14 protein-coding genes and 1 riboswitch are annotated in these 17,764 nt (G+C 67.7%); of the genes, 2 read left to right on the forward strand and 12 right to left on the reverse strand.

What is annotated here, in order from left to right; translation table 11 throughout:
* The first annotated feature begins 60 nt into the window (after positions 1 to 60).
* Positions 61 to 1,539, forward strand: a complete 1,479-nt coding sequence (locus tag QZM15_RS17780; RefSeq protein WP_302106916.1) for an aminotransferase class V-fold PLP-dependent enzyme — start codon at positions 61 to 63, stop codon at positions 1,537 to 1,539.
* 97 nt (positions 1,540 to 1,636) lie between these two features.
* Here the strand turns inward: QZM15_RS17780 and QZM15_RS17785 are convergent, their stop codons facing one another.
* The 8 genes from QZM15_RS17785 to QZM15_RS17820 all read right to left on the reverse strand — a co-directional run bounded on the left by QZM15_RS17785 (position 1,637) and on the right by QZM15_RS17820 (position 9,873).
* A complete protein-coding gene (locus tag QZM15_RS17785) occupies positions 1,637 to 1,804 on the reverse strand; it encodes a hypothetical protein (protein WP_226094112.1) in 168 nt (55 codons plus the stop codon).
* 135 nt (positions 1,805 to 1,939) lie between these two features.
* Positions 1,940 to 2,371 carry a hypothetical protein gene (locus tag QZM15_RS17790; protein ID WP_059579750.1) on the reverse strand — a complete coding sequence of 144 codons (432 nt, stop codon included), beginning with the start codon at positions 2,369 to 2,371 and terminating at the stop codon, positions 1,940 to 1,942.
* 43 nt (positions 2,372 to 2,414) lie between these two features.
* Positions 2,415 to 4,262, reverse strand: coding sequence for a peptidase S10 (locus QZM15_RS17795; RefSeq protein ID WP_302106917.1), 1,848 nt, complete (start codon positions 4,260 to 4,262; stop codon positions 2,415 to 2,417).
* A gap of 703 nt (positions 4,263 to 4,965) precedes the next feature.
* Positions 4,966 to 6,780 (reverse strand): ExeM/NucH family extracellular endonuclease, encoded by a 1,815-nt coding sequence (locus QZM15_RS17800; RefSeq protein WP_059579743.1) that lies wholly within the window; start codon positions 6,778 to 6,780, stop codon positions 4,966 to 4,968.
* Between the two features lie 310 nt (positions 6,781 to 7,090).
* Positions 7,091 to 8,299, reverse strand: a complete 1,209-nt coding sequence (locus tag QZM15_RS17805) for an MFS transporter (protein ID WP_226221685.1) — start codon at positions 8,297 to 8,299, stop codon at positions 7,091 to 7,093.
* A 90-nt stretch (positions 8,300 to 8,389) separates the two neighbouring features.
* Positions 8,390 to 8,575: a DUF1289 domain-containing protein gene (locus QZM15_RS17810; protein ID WP_059579721.1), complete on the reverse strand. Its 186-nt coding sequence runs from the start codon at positions 8,573 to 8,575 to the stop codon at positions 8,390 to 8,392.
* A gap of 2 nt (positions 8,576 to 8,577) precedes the next feature.
* Entirely contained in the window at positions 8,578 to 9,585 is a 1,008-nt protein-coding gene (dmeF, locus tag QZM15_RS17815; RefSeq protein WP_226221692.1) for a CDF family Co(II)/Ni(II) efflux transporter DmeF, read from the reverse strand.
* 12 nt (positions 9,586 to 9,597) lie between these two features.
* The gene (locus QZM15_RS17820) at positions 9,598 to 9,873 is read right to left on the reverse strand and encodes a metal/formaldehyde-sensitive transcriptional repressor (protein ID WP_059579714.1); all 276 of its coding nucleotides are present in this window, start codon (positions 9,871 to 9,873) and stop codon (positions 9,598 to 9,600) included.
* Between the two features lie 115 nt (positions 9,874 to 9,988).
* Positions 9,989 to 10,157, forward strand: a riboswitch (yybP-ykoY riboswitch).
* A gap of 69 nt (positions 10,158 to 10,226) precedes the next feature.
* Between QZM15_RS17820 and QZM15_RS17825 the strand changes: the two genes are divergently transcribed.
* Positions 10,227 to 11,237: a sodium:calcium antiporter gene (locus tag QZM15_RS17825; RefSeq protein ID WP_226221693.1), complete on the forward strand. Its 1,011-nt coding sequence runs from the start codon at positions 10,227 to 10,229 to the stop codon at positions 11,235 to 11,237.
* 94 nt (positions 11,238 to 11,331) lie between these two features.
* On the opposite strand, the gene QZM15_RS17830 is transcribed toward QZM15_RS17825, so the two are convergent.
* The 4 genes from QZM15_RS17830 to QZM15_RS17845 are packed head-to-tail and all read right to left on the reverse strand — an operon-like array spanning position 11,332 to position 17,727.
* Positions 11,332 to 11,700 (reverse strand): copper-binding protein, encoded by a 369-nt coding sequence (locus QZM15_RS17830; RefSeq protein ID WP_124659303.1) that lies wholly within the window; start codon positions 11,698 to 11,700, stop codon positions 11,332 to 11,334.
* Positions 11,697 to 14,903, reverse strand: coding sequence for an efflux RND transporter permease subunit (locus tag QZM15_RS17835; protein ID WP_302106918.1), 3,207 nt, complete (start codon positions 14,901 to 14,903; stop codon positions 11,697 to 11,699). Before QZM15_RS17835 ends, QZM15_RS17830 begins: the two co-directional genes overlap by 4 nt.
* Positions 14,900 to 16,423, reverse strand: a complete 1,524-nt coding sequence (locus QZM15_RS17840; RefSeq protein WP_302106919.1) for an efflux RND transporter periplasmic adaptor subunit — start codon at positions 16,421 to 16,423, stop codon at positions 14,900 to 14,902. Before QZM15_RS17840 ends, QZM15_RS17835 begins: the two co-directional genes overlap by 4 nt.
* An 11-nt stretch (positions 16,424 to 16,434) precedes the next feature.
* Positions 16,435 to 17,727, reverse strand: coding sequence for a TolC family protein (locus tag QZM15_RS17845; protein WP_302106920.1), 1,293 nt, complete (start codon positions 17,725 to 17,727; stop codon positions 16,435 to 16,437).
* Positions 17,728 to 17,764 lie beyond the last annotated feature (37 nt).

Here is a 17,764-nt window from a genome sequence, read left to right on the forward strand (position 1 = left end):
TCCTTTTTCCCTTCTGTCCCCCGTATCATTCCGTCACCACGCAATGAGCAAGAGACGGACATGAGCGACATCCCCCCGCTGCACTACCTCGACTACGCAGCCACGACCCCTGCCGACCCCCGTGTGATCGAAGCGATGACGGCCTGCCTCGGCTTCGACGGCATCTTCGGCAACCCCGCGTCCAGCTCGCACGCGGCCGGCCGACGGGCGAAAGACAAGGTCGAGCATGCCCGTGCGCAGGTCGCCGCGCTGATCGGCGCGGATGCCGACGAGATCGTCTGGACCTCGGGCGCCACCGAATCGAACAACCTCGCGCTGAAGGGCTATGCGGAAAACGCGACCGGCAAGCGCCACCTGATCACGAGCCGCCTCGAGCACAAGGCCATTCTCGACACGATGGCGAACCTGTCGAAGCACGGCGCGCAGGTCACCTTCCTGGCGCCCGACGCCAACGGCGAAATCACCGCCGACGCAGTGGCGGCCGCGATCGGCCCCGACACGGGCCTCGTGTCGCTGATGCTCGTGAACAACGAGATCGGCACGCTGACCGACATCGGCGCGATCGCCCGCGTCGTCCACGCCGCCGGCGCGCTGCTTCATGTGGACGCCGCGCAGGCGCTCGGCAAGACGCCGATCGACGTGCACGCGCTCGGCATCGACATGATGTCGATGTCCGCCCACAAGGTGTATGGCCCCAAGGGCATCGGCGCGCTGTTCGTCCGCCGCGAGATCGCGAGCCGGATCGCGCCGCAGATTCATGGCGGCGGCCACGAGCGCGGGCTGCGCTCGGGCACGCTCGCCACGCATCAGATCGTCGGCATGGGTGTAGCCTGCGAACTCGCCGCTGAAAAGCTCGACGGCGAGGCCGCGCGGATCGCGGCGCTCGGCGCGCGGCTCACCGGCGCGCTGTTCGCGCTCGGCGACGTCACGCAGAACGCGGCCGCCGCCCGCCGTATCCCGCACACGCTGAGCCTGACGGTGCATGCGCCGGGCTTCTTCCCGTTCATGCTCGGTGAAGCGCTTGCCGTGTCGTCCACCTCCGCATGCAATTCGACCAGCGGCGCACCGTCGCACGTGCTGACCGCGATCGGCCTCGATGCCGAAACGGCCGGGCGTACCGTACGCATCAGTTTCGGCCGTTTCACGACGGAAGAGGACGTCGACTTCGCGATCGCCTGTTTCACGCGGGCGATCGAGCAATGCCGGGCGGCGGCGGCGACCGGCTTCACCGCGTCGCGGCAGATCACGCCGGCCGACCTGAAGGCGATCCGCAATGCCGGCTTTCGCGCGGTGATCTGCAACCGGCCCGACGGCGAAGGCGCGGATCAACCGGCGTTCGAGGAGATCGCCGCCGCCGCGCGCGAACTGGGCATGGATGCGCGTTACCTGCCGGTCGAGCGCGACCGCATCGGCGAAGCGGAAGTCGACGCGTTCGGCGCACTGGTCGACACGCTGCCGAAGCCCGTGCTCGCGTATTGCCGCAGCGGCAGCCGCTCCGGCCTGCTGTGGAATCGGCTGTCCGCTCGGCGCACGGCCTGAGTCGCCGCTGTCCCGCCATGACGCGTGACGACCCGCGTTCACGCACGAAGCCGATGCTTCGCTGCGTGGCCGTCGGCGGGCGCCCTTCACATCCGCATCACGCCTCGTCATCGCCGTTTACCGGCGTATGGATCGCCAGCTTCAGCGCGGGATCGTCATTCTTCGCATAGAGATCGTGGCTCGTGTGAAACAGCGCGATCATCCGCGGCGCCTCGTCGGCCCGGCTCGCGGCGAACAGCGCACGCGCGTGCGGCGCCTCGAACATGTAGACAAGGATGTTGCGATCGGCTGGCGCCGGCCGGTCACGTAGGCACGCCGCCGAAAATGCGCGACGAGCTGCGCGATGATCGGCGGCCCGCGCGAGGGAAAGCCGCGCCGGCCGCCGCCCTGCGTTGCTACGTCACTCGTCTTGCTGTTCCTGCTGCGCCTGCACCTGTCGCTGCCGGATGAACTGCCGTACATCGCTCATCGTCACGCGGCCGGTGTGCTTCGCATCGATCTCGTCGAAGTGCTGCGACACGAAGCCGAGCCCGCTGCTCTGCGCCTGCGCCTTCGTCACGGCCGCGCCGTTGCTCAGCACGGTATTGCCGCCGAGCCGCGCGTCGACGCGCTGCTGCGCCTGCTGCTGCAGGGCCGCACCGGTCGACGGCAACACCGGCGCCGCCCGCGTGGCCGGGAAGAACGGGCCGTCGACGCCGCGCCCGCCGTGCGGCAGCTTCACCGGCGCCACCGCCTGCGGCGGCAACGCGTAGGCACTGCTCATCACGGCACCGAGCACGATCAACGGGGACATACGCCGCATCAATTGGATTAGGGACATGATCGCTCGCATTCAATGGATGAATAGAGGGTTCCTCTGACAAGGAGTCCGTCGCTCAGGGGGCGGCCGCCAGCGTCGTCGCCGCTGTCGCGCCCGGCGCGCTGCCGGTCGGTACGCCCGGCGGGTTTTCGTCCGGCCACGGCGGCGGCAGCGTATGCAGCGTCAGCGCCGTCGGAATCCGCGCGCCCTTGTAGAACGTCTGCAAGTCCCGCTTCATCTGCGGACGGGCAACGTCGTCCAGATAGATCATGTGGCCGCCCTGGAAGAAGTTCACCTGCAGCTTCGGATTCAGGCCCTTCACCGTCTGCAGCCGCGCGAGTTGCTTCTCGGTGTTGAAGAACGGCGTCGCGAGATCGTGGTAGCCGTTCTCCGCGAGCACGCGCAGCTTCGGGTTGAGCTGCAGCGCACCGAGCAGATCGGGGATCGTGTCGGGCATCGGCTGGCCGTCGTGCGAGAAATCCCAGACGCCGATGATGTCGTCGTTCAGCGGCAGGTACGTCGCGTTCGGGGCCGTATAGCCGAGATAGTCCGGCATCTGCGTCGCGAGCGCGTTCGTGAACGGCTGCGAGATCAGGATGTCGGACGGATCGCCGTCGGTCTGCAGCCGCGGGTCCGAATTCGGCAGCGACACGCGCCCGTCGTAGCGGCCGATCGTCGCGCCGGGCACCAGGCTCGTGCCGAACGGATTCGCGTTGAAGTAGTCGCGCAGCGCCCGCTGCGTGAGGCTCGACGGAATCGACCACAGCCTGAGCGTCGCATCGCTCGGGAACACCGGCGTGCCGAGCGCATCCGGAATGCCGAGCTGGCTCAACACCCACGACTGCGAATACTTCTGCAACTGGCTGTAGATCAGCGTCGTGAACAGTTCCGTCTGCAGTGCGTACAGATCCTGGTTCACCGGCGCCGGCGACACCTGGTTGAAGTACGCCGCGACCGCCGCGTAGCCGGGCAGGTAGCCGGCCACCGTATCGGTATCGAGCAGCAGCCCTTCGGTCGACTGCGTGATCGCCACCGCTTCCACCGCGTCCGCGAAGTAGTTGAGGATCGACGACTGCAGCACGATGCCCGTCAAGTGCACGCCGGCCGATTCGAGCGCGAGCGCGAGCATGTCGGTACGCGGCGTGCCGTACGATTCGCCGTACAGGTAGATCGGCGACGTGCCGCGGCCGTTGACGTTCAGGTAGCGCTGGATGAAGTCGCGCATGATGTTCACGTCCACGTCGGAGCCCCAGTACTTCTGGTTGGTGTTCGGCAACACGGCTTCCGACAGCCCGGTGCCGGGCGGGTCGATGAACACGAGGTCGGTGGTGTCGATCAGGCTGTCCGCATTGTCGACGAGCGGATAGTTCGGCCAGTTGGTGCCGAACAGCGGATCGGGCGTGGCCACGCGGGTCGGCGCGAACGAGCCGAGCCGCAGCCAGATCGACGACGAGCCGGGCCCGCCGTTGTAGATGAACGTGACCGGGCGCGGCTTGCCGTTGGTGCTGGGCGCCGTGTACGCGACATACGACATCGACGCTTCCGGATTGCCGTTCGCATCCTGCGCGGTCAGGTGGCCGGTGGTCGTCGTGTAGTCGATCGTCTTGCCGCCGCCTTTCCACTGGTAATGCATGACGGCCGCTTTCTCGGACACCTGCGACGGCGCGAGGCCGTCGGTCGCGTTCATCGAGTACGCGACCGGGTCGACGTACGGCTGGTTGGCCGCCGACGCCTGGGTGCCGGCCGCCTGCGCGCTGGCCTGCTGGCTCGCGGTGGCCTGCGCGAGACTCGACGCGCCGACGGACGACGAATCGTCGCCGCCGCATGCCGCGAGCGCCAGCGTCATGGCGGTCATTGCGCCTAGCCCGGCCAGCCGGCCGCGACGAACACGGCGGCTGCCGGTACTGCTCCTGTCTGGTTTCATCTCTTTCCTTTGGCTTCGGATACCGCATCACAAAGGCCGCCAACGCCCGCGACACGCGCAGGCCTACCCCGCGACTCGCGTTGCAAGGTCGGCAGTCGGCGGTTGGGAATGGGACTTCTCAGAGACTGAACTTGATACAGACACAGCAAACTGCTGGCGAGAATGATGCCCGGACGCGCCCCCTGCAGTTTGGCCAACTTTTGTATTACCGAAATTTACGACATGACAAAAATAGGCGGTGCTGCGCCGCGTTGTCAAAGATCATTCGGATATTAAAAATCCCGCGATGATGCGAAGGGCAGATAGTGTCTGGGATTTGAAAGAAAACGGAATTATTCGTGCAAGGTGCGCTTTATCAGCTATGTCGCGCCGACTATTTTACTTTTTCAGCACGGCGCGGAAGCCGCTTCCCGTATTGGCGCAACGCATCGAAAGCCTTCATATCGACAGGATCATTCTTTCAATTTTATTATCGCCAATCGATTAAGACGATGCGGCATCATGCACACGCCATTCGATGATTCTTTCCACTTCAATCGCGTTTCAATCGAAGTGCCGATGTGCACTGCGTCATCCATAAAATACCGGTTCGACGAATTATTCGCGGCATTATTTACCCGGTATTCGAACGGCTTTCCGGGACGGGCGCGACGCGCGGCATTGCCGCACATCGCGCCCGTCGTCGCAAAGACTCAACCCACGATTACTTCCCGCCGCCCGGCAGCGCGATATCGATCAGCACCGGATCGTGATCCGACGAACGATACGCATCGGCCGCGTAGAACGTCTTCTGCTGCTCGGCCGACTTGTACGCGAGCGTGTATTGCAGCGCGAGCGGCTCGTCCGCGTTGATGTGCCATTCGTGCACGGCCTTCACGTGCGACGCGAGCGGCAGCGTCGCGAGCGCGTGGTCGAGATAGCCGGCTTCGCCGTTGTACACGTAGCTGTACGCGTTCGCGCCGATCCAGCGCGCGACGAGGTTGCGATAGCCGCGCGATTCGAGCGTGCGGATCGGGTCTTCGTACGTGTAGCTGTTGAAGTCGCCGATCAGCAGCACGCCCTGACTCTTGACGCCCGTCGGGTTGCCGGCCAACCAGTCGGCCACCTTCGCCGCCGCGCGCGTGCGCGTCGGGTTCCAGCAGCCCTGGCCATCGCCCTGGTCGAGATCGTCGTTCGCGGCGTCCGGGCAGTTCTTCGACTTCAGGTGGTTCACGGCCACCGTCAGCGCCTGCTTGTTGCCGCCGACCAGCCGGAACGACTGCGCGAGCGGTTGGCGGTTCTTGTCGTCGATCGCGAGCGTCGCCGCGCGGCCGACCGGTTCGACCTTGCGGCTGTCGTAGATCATCGCGACCGCGATCGCATCGCCGCCGAGCCGCGACGTGCCCGGATCGACCACGCGCCACTGATTGCCGAGCTTCGCCGCGAGCTGGCGCACCGCGCTCAATTCGCCGTAGCCGTTGTTCTGGATTTCCATCAGGCCGATCACGTCGGCGTCGATGGCCTTCAGCGCGCTGACGATCTTCGCTTCCTGGCGCTGGAATTCCTGGAACGTCTTCGCGCCGCGGTTGTCCGGATCGTCGAAGCCGCCGCCGAGACCGTTGCCGTTGAAGTAGTTGAGCACGTTGAACGACGCGACGCGCAGGTTCGATTTCGGGTCGCGCGCGGGTGCGTTGGTGCGCGGGTTCTCGCGCTTGTCGAACGCCGGCACGGCCGCGCCCGGCAGCGGCTGCACGCGCCATGCGCCGTAACGCACTTCGAGCACGCCCTCGACGTCGCGCACGGTGTAGCCCGCGCGCAGCGTGTTCGCGGCCGACAGGCCCGGCGCCGGATATGGCACGGTCGCGGGGTTCTGCTTGTTCGAGCCGTCGTCGAGGATCAGGCGGTTGCGCGCGTTCGCGTCGATCTGCGTCTGCGCCTGCGCGGGCGGCACGACGCTCGTCGGCGTACGCAGGCGGCCGTTGCTGAGCATCACGCTGCCGTAGCGGCCAAGCTCGTAGTTGTCGGTGACGCTCAGCGTCTGCGGCAGGCGCACGCGCATCCCTTCGTATGCGGCGAACGCGTTCGGGCCGTCGACCGGCAGCGTGAGCGTCGCGGGCGTTACGGTCTGGCCGTTCGCGCACACCGCGATCGCGCCCGACAGCGTGAGCTGCGTCTGCCCGTATTTCTCCTCGACCTTGCCCGTCACGTGCACGAGATCGCCGGCCTTCGCACGCACCTTCGGCGCATAGACGAACAGGCCTTCGGACACGCCCGGCTGGTTGCGGCGCTGCGCGTCGGCCTGCTGGACGAAGAAGCCGCCAAAGCCGTCCGTGCCGCCGAAATCGGCGGTGACGACGGCCTCGATCGACGCGTTCTGACCGGCGAGCGGCGACGGCGCGCCCGGTCCCTGGATATCGGCGATCGGCGTCGTGCTGCCGCCGCAGTTCGGGCTGACGGGCGCGGCGGTGGCGCCGAATACCGGCGCGGCGAGCGTCGGGAGCAGCAATAGCGGGGCAAACAGGCGGATTGTCGAGCGCATGGCGGGAATCCCGGTTGTGAGGGTGGCGAAAGCTTAGCGGCGCTCAATGACAGTTTTTGGTAATCGCGAGACAGGCGTATGTAATTTACGGCAACCGTCGGACGACGACCGTTACTCGGGCTCGGCTTCGATCCTTCATCGAGTCCCGCGACAGCTGCAGCATCGCCTTGCTCGCCTGTTTCGTCTGTTTCGCATGGCCACATGCTTGCAAGGCGCACCTCGCAACGACACGGAGCGCGAGGACCGCGGAATGACGATGCGCCCCGCATTTGCTCCCGGTTCACACCGCTTCTCGCCACCGCGTTCGGCGCTAGCGATCCCGCACGGCGCCGAACGACGTGCGAACGCACACGAGCAGCACGATGGTCGCCGCGCTGAATACGGCTCCCGCGTAGAACGTGGCGGCGGCGCCTGCCCGGTCCCACAGCGCGCCCGCGACGACGCTCGATACGAGCGTCACGACCCCGCTGATCAGGTTGAACACGCCGAACGCGGTCCCTCTCAGTTCGGCCGGCGCGGCCTGCGCGACCATCGTCGCGAGCAGCCCTTGCGTCATCCCCATATGAAGCCCCCACAGCGCGACGCCGACGAGCACGGTCGGCCAGTGCGCGCCGTGCGCCAGCACGACATCGGCGGCGATCAGCAGCACCAGCCCGATCACCATCAGTTTCGTGTGGCTCGTCGTATCGGCGAGCTTGCCGAACGGGTAAGCGGACAACGCATACACGACGTTCATCGCGACCATCACGAGCGGCACAAGTGCGACGGGCACGCCGCTGCCCATCGCGCGCAGCACCAGGAACGCCTCGCTGAAACGCGCGAGCGCGAACACGCCGCCCACGGCCACGACCCACCAGTAGCGGGTGCCGAGTTGCGCGACGACCGCACGGCGGATCGGGTTCACGCGCTTCTCGCCGGATACACGCGCCGGTTCGTCGATGCCGAACGCGAGCAGCGCCACGGCCAGCACGCCGGGGATCACGGCGAGCCAGAACGCGAGGCGGAAATCGTCGCGCCACGCCAGCATGATGACGACGGCCAGCAGCGGCCCGAGGAACGCGCCCACCGTGTCGAGCGCCTGGCGCAGTCCGTACGCGGCGCCGCGCAGGTGAACGGGCGTGACGTCGGCGACGAGCGCATCGCGCGGCGCGCCGCGAATCCCCTTGCCGACGCGGTCGACGATCCGCGCGGTCACCACGACGCCGATCGTCGGCGCGATCGCGAACAGCGGCTTGCTGAGCGCGCCGAGCGCATAGCCGGCCACCGCGAGCCATTTGCGATTGCGCAGGTAGTCGCTCAGCGTGCCGGAGAACACCTTGACGACCGGCGACGTCGCCTCGGCGATCCCTTCGATCAGGCCGATCGTCGTCGCGCTCGCGCCAAGGCCCGCCATCAGGAACATCGGCAACAGGCTGTGGATGATTTCGGACGACACGTCCATCAGCAGGCTGACACAGCCGAGCACCCACACGCTGCGGGGAATCTGCCGAAGAATGCCGGTCGATGCGTCGGTCTGCATGGGTCGCTCCCCGGTTCAGGAATCCTGAAGCTGAATGCCCGTGATGCTACCGCACGCCCGCGATGCCGAGCCGGGGAACGCGTGCCCTTGCTATTCCGCCGTATCGCGCTGGAGCTTCGCCTGCCGGCGCTTACGATCGTTCAGTATCTGATGCCGACGATGATCGGTCAGCTTCTTCCAGTCGCGCGCCTCGTCGCGCGTGCGCAGGCAGCCGACACAAAAACCCGTGCGGCCGTCGAACGCGCACAGGTCGATACACGGCGATTTCACGGCCACGATCAGGCCGCCTTCGCAGGTGTCATCACTTCGACCGTCACGTGCGACATGCCGTCGAAGCCCGCGAGCAGCGCATGGTAGAAACGCGCATCGCGCGCGGCGTCGCCCGATTGGACCGACACGATCGCACTCATGTGCCCGGGGCCCACGCGCCACACATGGAGATCGTTGACCGTGTCGCCGAGCGCCTCGATCGCGCGACGCACGTTGTCCGTCAGCGGGCGATCGACGTTGACGTCGAGCAGGATCTCGCCCGTATCGCGCATCAGCCCGTACGACCAGTTGGCGATCACCAGCGCGCCGACGATGCCCGCGAGCGGGTCCATCCAGCCCCATCCGAACGCACGCGCAAGCAGCAGGCCGACGATCGCCAGCACCGACACGGCCGCGTCGGCGATCACGTGAACGTAGGCCGACCGGATGTTGTGGTCGCGATGCGCGGCCGAGTGCGAACCGCGATCATGGTGCGCGTGGTCGTCGTGGTCATGGTCATCGTGGTGGTCGTGCCCGTGCGCGTGGTGATGGCCGTGACCATGCCCGTGATGGTGGTCGCCGCTCAGCAGCCACACGCTGGCGAGGTTCACGGCGAGCCCCAGCACGGCGATCGGAATCGCTTCGTCGAAATGGATCGGCACCGGCGCCAGCAGGCGCGCGATCGCCTCGTAGCCGATCAGCAACGCAATCATCGCCAGCACGATCGCGCTCGTGAAGCCGGCCAGGTCGCCGAGCTTGCCGGTGCCGAACACGAAGCGCGGATCGTCGGCGTACCGGCGCGCATAGGTGTAGGCCAGCGCGGCGATCAGCATCGCGCCCACGTGCGTCGACATGTGCAGCCCGTCGGCGACCAGCGCGAGCGAGCCGAACAACGTGCCGCTGACGATCTCGGCGATCATCATCGCCGTGCACAGGCCGATGACCATCCACGTCTTTCGCTCATTGCGCGTGTGCGCGGCGCCCAGAAACGCGTGGCTGTGCGCACCGCCGGCCGGCGAGCCATTGAATTCGTTCATGTTCCGGCCCGGTTACTTGAAATAGCTGTGCACGACGTCGATCAGTTGCTCGGTCGCGCTGCCCTCGTGCGCGTCGGCCGTGTCCGCATCGACGAGATGCGACCGGATGTGGTCTTCCAGCACGACGGCCAGCAAGCCGTTCATTGCGCCGCGGCAACTCGTGATCAATTGCAGCACGTCGTTGCAGCCGCGCTCTTCTTCCAGCGCCCGCTCGATCGCCTCGACCTGCCCCTTGATACGGCGCACGCGGTTCAGCAGCTTCTGTTTTTCGCGAACGGTATGACTCATCGGCGGCTCCGGTATAGGGTAGGGGAGTATATATCCGGAAGGCTGACCCTATAGGGTGGAGGGGTATATTTTTCGAGACGAAGGCTTGTCGAAGGAAAACCGCTCGGCTAGACTGATTTCCGTCTTTGGGGAGTAGCCTGCTTTCCGTCCGCCGGAAAGCGAACGCGTCAACACACTCGGCCTGCGGCCGTGGCGCGTTCAGCCTGATCGGCCTGGCGAGACCATCGGCACGTCGCGTCGTTCCTGGTCGGACGGCGGCGGATGTGTCATGGTTCGTCAGCGTCCGACCACGGAGTCCCCATGTCCCTCCCTGCTCACCTCCCCCGCGCCACCGCTGCCTGCGGAGGTGCCGCATGACGTTCATGTTCGTCGAACTGGCGTTCATGCTGATCGTCATCCTCGTCGCGGCCGAACTCTTCACCAATGCGCTCGAACATCTCGGCGAACGCCTGAAGATTTCCGAAGGCGTGACCGGCTCGCTGTTCGCGGCCGTCGGCACCGCGCTGCCCGAAACGATGGTGCCGCTGCTCGCGCTGGCCGGCGGCACGTCGAACCAGGCCGTGAACGAGGAAATCGGCGTCGGCGCGATTCTGGGCGCGCCGCTGATGCTCACGACGCTCACCACGTTCCTGATGACGCTCGCCGTGATCCGCTCGCGCGGGCTGCGCGGCACGATCGCGCCAGAACGCACGGGCTTCGTGCGCGACATGAACACCTTCCTCGCCGCATTCTCGCTGGCGACCGTCGCGATGTTCGTCCCGCATCACAACTGGGCCATGCGCGCGCTGCTCGCCGCGATGCTGGTCGGCCTCTACGTGATGTACGTCGTGCTGACGTTCCGCGCGTCGACCGGGCTCGTCGACGCCGGGCACGGCACCGAGGCGCCGCACGCGATGTTCCTGTCGCGCGTCGGCCTGCCGACCAACCTGGCGACGATCGTGCTGCAACTGCTGATCGGCGTCGCGCTGCTGGTCGGCGGTGCAAAGGGCTTCATTCACGGCGTGGAAGGCGTGTCGCACGTGCTCGGCGTGTCGGCGCTGCTGCTGTCGCTGATCATCGTGCCCATCGCGACGGAACTGCCGGAGAAGGTCAACAGCGTGCTGTGGATCCGCCGCGGGAAGGACACGCTCGCGTTCGGCAACATCACCGGCGCGATGGTGTTCCAGGGCACGCTGCTGCCCGCGATCGGCATCATGCTGACGCCGTGGGAGCCGCGCCCCGAAGTGCTGACCGGTGTGATCATCACGCTTGCGGCGGCCGCCTGGCTGCGCGTCAATGCGCGCACGCGCGGGCTCGCGATCTGGGCGTTGCTCGCGAACGGCGCCGGTTATGCGGGATATCTGGTGCTGACGCTCACGCGCTGAATGCGCCGGTGGGGCGCACCGGCCGACCGACACGTCGGCTCGGTGCGCGTCGCTGCATGCGATGCGGGCGACGGCAACGCCCGCATCCGGACGCTCAGGAAGCCTTGACGAGCTTGACGATCGTCAACGTGCCGTCGACCTTCTCGATCCGCACCTTGACCTTGTCGCCCGCATGCGCGTGCGCGAGCATCGCCGCGTCCTTCGCCTTGAACGCCATCGTCATCGGCGGCATCCCGACATTCTCCAGCGCGCCGTGCTTCAGCGTGATCTTGCCGCTCGCGGCATCGACCTTCTTCACTTCGGCGTCGGTCAGCGCGCCGTTCGAATCCGCCGCGCCGCCCGACGACATCTTCATGCCGGACATGTCCATGCCCGACATGTCGCCGGCGGCGGACGCCGGTACCGCGAAAGCACTCAGCGCGACGACAGCGGTTGCAGTGGCGATCAGTTGATTCATCTTCATCGTGATTCTCCGGTGGGAAGGGATGGCACGTTCGTGCCGGAAGGAACTGCATCGGAATGCCGCGCGCGGCCCGCGCTTCGCGCACGACGGCGCTGAAGCAGAAGCCACGCGGCGGGAATGACGAACATCGACAGCAGCGGCGCCGTGACCATGCCGCCGACCATCGGCGCGGCGATCCGCTGCATGACTTCGGAACCGGCGCCGTGGCCGATCATGATCGGCACGAGCCCGGCGAGCACGACGGCGACCGTCATCGCCTTCGGCCGCACGCGCAGCACCGCGCCTTCGCGGATCGCATCGAGCAGCAACGCATCGGTCGGCGGTTCGCCTGCGTCGAGCCGGCGCTGCAGCGCACCCTTCAGGTACAACAGCATCACGACGCCGAATTCCGCGGCCACGCCCGCCAGCGCGATGAAACCCACCGACGTCGCGACGGACACCGCATGGCCGAGCGCCCACACGAGCCAGAACCCGCCGACCAGCGCGAACGGCACCGTCGACATCAGCAGCAGCGCGTCGGCCGCCGACTCGAACGTGACGAACAGCAGCACGAAGATTACGACGAGCGTGACGGGCACGACGGTGCGCAGCGTCGCCGCCGCGCGTTCGAGATACTCGAACTGCCCCGACCATGCGATCGAATAGCCGGGCGGCAACGCAACCTGCCGCGCGACGGTCTGCTGCATCGCGCGCACGGCCGTGCTGAGGGCGGTACCGCGGAGATCGACGTACACGTAGCCGGACAGCCGCGCGTTCTCGCTGCGGATCATCGGCGGCCCGTCGGCGATCGCGATACGCGCGACGTCGCCGAGGCGGATCTGCGCGCCGCGCGCGGTGACGATCGGCAACTGCCGCAGGTTCTCGAGCGAATCGCGGATCTCGCGCGGATAGCGGATGTTGATCGGGAAGCGCTCGCGTCCCGCGATCACTTCGCCGACGTCCTCGCCGCCGATCGCCGACGACACGACCGACTGGATATCGGCCACCGACAGCCCGTAACGCGCGGCGGCGAGCCGGTCGATGTCGACGTCGATGTAGCGGCCGCCGTTCAGCCGCTCCGCGAGCGCGGACGTCACGCCCGGCACGCGCTTCACGGCGGCCTCGACCTGCGTCGCGATCGCGTCGATCCCCGCGAGGTCCGGCCCGGAAATCTTCACGCCGACCGGCGTCTTGATCCCGGTGGACAGCATGTCGAGCCGGTTGCGGATCGGCGGCACCCACACGTTCGACAGGCCCGGCACCTTCACCGTCCGGTCGAGTTCGTCGATCAGCTTCTCCGGCGTCATGCCCGGCCGCCACGCGCTGCGCGGCTTGAAGCGGATCGTCGTCTCGAACATCTCGAGCGGCGCCGGGTCGGTCGCCGTATCGGCGCGGCCCGACTTGCCGAACACCGTGTCGACCTCGGGCACGGTCTTGATCAGCCGGTCGGTCTGCTGCAGCAGCTCGCTCGCCTTGTCGGCCGAGATGCCCGGCAGCGCGGTCGGCATGTACAGCAGATCGCCTTCGTCGAGCGGCGGCATGAATTCGCCGCCGAGCCGCGACAACGGCACGGCCGTCACCACGAGCGCGACGACCGCGACGCCGATCGCGGCCCACGGGCGCCGCAGCGTCGCGTCGAGCAGCGGCCGGTACAGGCGGATCAGCACGCGGTTGATCGGGTTCGCGTGCTCGGGCGGAATGCGGCCGCGCACCAGATAGCCCATCAGCACCGGCACCAGCGTCACCGACAGCCCCGCGGCGGCCGCGATCGTATAGGTCTTCGTGAACGCCAGCGGCGCGAACAGTTTGCCCTCCTGCCCTTCCAGCGAAAACACTGGAACGAACGACAGCGTGATGATCAGCAGCGAGAAGAACAGCGCGGGCCCCACCTCCGCGGCCGAGGCCGCGACGAGTTCCCAGCGGCGCGCGGCCGTGATCGGCTCGCCGGGATGCGCGCGGTCGTACGCTTCCAGATGCTTGTGCGCGTTCTCGATCATCACGATCGCCGCGTCGATCATCGCGCCGATCGCGATCGCGATCCCGCCGAGCGACATCAGGTTCGCGTTCACGCCCTGATAGCGCATCACGATGAACGCGGCCAATACGCCGAGCGGCAGCGACAGGATCGCGACCAGCGCGCTGCGCAGATGGAACAGGAACACCACGCAGACGACGCCGACGATGACGAATTCCTCGACCAGCTTGTCCGTCAGGTTGTCGACCGCGCGCGCGATCAGTTGCGAACGATCGTAGGTCGTGACGATCTCGACGCCGGCCGGCAGCGAACGCTTGAGCTCGGCGAGCTTCGCCTTCACCGCGTCGATCGTCGTCAGCGCGTTCTTGCCCGAGCGCATCACGACGACGCCGCCCGTCACCTCGCCCTGCCCGTTCAGCTCCGCGATGCCGCGCCGCATCGCCGGGCCGACCTGGATGCGCGCGACGTCGCCGAGCAGGACCGGCGTGCCGGCGTCGTCGGTGCGCAGCACGACGCGACGGAAATCGTCGAGCGTGCGCAGGTAGCCGGACGACCGCACCATGTACTCCGACTCGGCCAGCTCGACGACCGAGCCGCCGGATGCCTGGTTGGCCTTGCCGAGCGCCTCCGCGACCGCCGCCTGCGTGATGCCGTACGCGCGCAGCCTGTCGGGATCGAGCACGACCTGGTACTGGCGCACCATGCCGCCGATGCTCGCGACTTCCGATACGTCCGGCACGGCCTTCAGCTCGAACTTCAGGAACCAGTCGTTGAGCGCGCGCAGTTGGCCGGGATCGTGATGGCCGGTGCGATCGACGAGCGCGTACTCGTAGACCCAGCCGACACCGGTCGCATCCGGGCCGAGCGACACGGTCGCGCCCGCCGGCAGGCGGCTCTGCACCTGGCTCAGGTATTCGAGCACGCGCGAGCGCGCCCAGTACGGATCGGTGCGGTCGTCGAACAGCACGTAGACGAACGCGTCGCCGAACGACGAATACGCGCGCACGGTTTTCGCGCCCGGCACGCCGAGCAGCGTCGTCGTCAGCGGATAGGTCACCTGATCCTCGACGATCTGCGGCGCCTTGCCCGGATACGACGCCTTCACGATCACCTGGGTATCCGACAGGTCGGGCAATGCGTCGAGCGGCGTCTGTCGCAGCGAATGCACGCCCCATGCCGCGAGCAGCACGGTGGCCAGCAGCACCAGAAACCGGTGGTGGACGGACCAGTGAATGATGCGCGCGATCATCGCTCACCTCGCTGCGGCTCGACCTTCGTCAGCCGGTAGCCGTCGTCGGTCTGCGTGAACGCGAAACGCACGGTCTGGCCCGGCTTCACGTCGGAAAACGCGTGCGCCGACGGCTTGCCGAACGCCATCGTCATCGCGCCCCAGCCAAGCGCCGGCACGGGCTGATGCGAGAACGTGATGTCGTCGGCCGTGACTTTCTCCACCTTGCCGGTGGTTTCGTAGACCGGCGCGGTTGCCGGCACGGACGATGCGGCCGCGCTTGCCCCGGCCGCCCGCTCCAGCCGCGGCAACACGCTTTTCAGGCTGGCTTCCGAATCGATCAGGAATTGCCCCGACGCGACGACCGTGTCGCCCTCGTTCAGCCCGTCGAGCACTTCCGTTTCGCCGCCGACGTCGTTGCCGACCGTCACCGACGCCGGCTGAAGCCGGCCGTCGCCGTGCTTCACGATGACGATCGTGCGCCGGCCGGTCGCGATCACGGCCTCGGAGGGCACGAGCAGGCGCGACACCGTCTCCTTCTCCGCGACCCGCACGCGCATCAGCATGCCGGGCGTGAGCGTCAGCGATGCGTTGTCGATCTCCACGCGCGCCTGCAGCGTGCGGCTGCCCGTGCTGATGCCCGGCAGCACTTCGCGGATGCGTCCGCTGAAATGCCGCGCCGGATCGCCGGCGAACGTCGCATCGACCGACATGCCCGGGCGCACGTTCAGGGCCAGCGCTTCCGGCACCTCGACGATCAGCCACAGCGTCGACAAGCCGGCGATCTTCGCAAGCGTCTGGCCGGGCGCGACCATCGCGCCGTCGCGCACGTTCAGCTCGCTGACGACGCCGGCCTCCGGCGCACTCAGCACGACGTGCGTCTGCGCGCGGCCGGTGCGGTCGAGGGCCGCGATCATGCCGTCCGGAATCGACAGCGCCCGCATCCGCGCGCGCGCCGCGTCGAGCAGGCTGCCGTCCATCCCGCCGCGCTTCAGCGCGAGATATTCCTCCTGCGGCGCGAGCCAGTCGGGCACGAACAGCGATGCGACCGGCGCGCCCTTCGCGATGCGCTGCATCGGCGCGCGTGCATACAGATGGTCGATGTAGCCGGTCACGCGCGACTGCACGACCGCCGCGCGCGCTTCGTCGAACTGCGTGGCGCCCACCGCGTCGAAGCCGGCCGCCGTCTGCTGCCGGCGCACGGTCGCATAGCGAATGCCCAGGTTCTGCTGCAGGCCCGGATCGATCCGGACGCCCGGTGCGTCGCCGCCTTCGTCCGCATAGACGGGCTGCAACTGCATGTCCATGAACGGCGATTTGCCCGGTTTGTCGAAGTGCTGGTTCGGCACCATCGGGTCGTGCCAGTACAGGACCTTGCGCGCGGCCTGCGGCGCCGGCGCGCCCGACGGCGCGGCAGCGGGCTCGGCGGACGCCGCCGCGCCGTTCATCGCATGGCGGACGCCGACGACATAGCCGGCGCCGACGAGTATCGCGCCGGCGGATGCGATCAGCGCCGCACGCATCAGTGATTGCCTTGTCATGAGCGTCTCCTTCACTGAGCGGCGGCCATCGCCGACGGCACGACCTGATATTCGAGCTGCGCCCAGGTCTGCGACACGTCGCGCCTGAGGTCGAGCACCTGCAACTGCGCTTCGAGTTGCGCACGCCGCGCGGCGAACGTGTCGGCGAGCGACCCCGTGCCGGCCCGGTACGCGGCCGTCGCGAGCTGCACGCGCTGATCGGCGGCGGGCAACAGCGCGGCGCTCAGGTTCGCGATACGTTCGCGGCCGCTCGCCAGCGTGTCGGATTGCGTACGGATGTCGGCCTGTACCTGACGCAGCGTGTCCTCGTACATCAGGCGCGCCTTCGTCGCGAGCGCCGCCTTTTCGGCCACGTCGCGGTTCTGGCGATTCTTGCGATTGAGCGGCAGCGGGATCGAGACGCCCACCGACACCATGTTCGAATACGCGCCGCCGCGCTGCTGGTACGCGATTTCCCACGTCCAGTTGGGGCTGCGCTCGCTGTTCGCGACCGCGGCGTCGGCTTCGGCCACCGCGATATCGTCCGCGGCGGCGACGAGCGCCGGCTGCGACACGCGCAGCTCGTCCGGCGGCAATGCCGATACGACGGATTCGGGCGCGGGCGGTGTACCCGTCACGTCCGTCACGGGCGCCGCCGTCCAGCGGGCCAGCGCGACGAGCGCGGTGCGATACGCCTGCTGCGCCTTGAGCACCTGGTCCTGCGTCTGCGCGAGCATCGCGCGGGCCTGCACGACGTCGCCCGCGCTCGCCTTCGCGCCGCGATACGACGCTTGCGTCGCGTCGAGTTCATGGTTCATGTGACCGAGCAGCGCCTGCTGAAGCGCGAGCGCCTGCTTCGCGTAGACGGCATCGAGCCACGCGGCCGCGGTCTGCCGGCGCACGGCCGCCAGCTCCACGAGATAGCCCGCGCGCTCGCGGCCGACCTGTTGGTCGGCCAGCGCGGTACGCAGCCGCCGCTTGTCGCCGGACACCCACTCCTGCTCGATGCCGATGCGGCGCATCGTCATGAAGTCCTGGCCGACGGTGAAGCGCTGCCCGCCGTTGATCGGCAGGTTGTCGATGCCGGCCTTGAGCATCGGGTCCGGCAACTGGCCGGCCCTGACGGCCGCTTCGGCACGCGCGAGCACGGCAGCCTGCGCGGCCTGCATCGACGCGGAATGATCCGTGGCGGACTGCAGCGCGGCGTCCAGCGTGAGCGGCGACTGCTGCGCGTGAACCGCGCCCGCCATCAGCAGCGCGGCCCACGATACGGGCGCGCGCCGGCATGCACGCGGCATGCGCGGCGTGCGGAAAGCGAATGACATGGTGTAACCCCAAATCGGAACCCAAAGGGATTCCACG

Source organism: Burkholderia sp. AU44665 (assembly GCF_030504405.1).
In the GTDB taxonomy this organism is placed as follows: domain Bacteria; phylum Pseudomonadota; class Gammaproteobacteria; order Burkholderiales; family Burkholderiaceae; genus Burkholderia; species Burkholderia semiarida.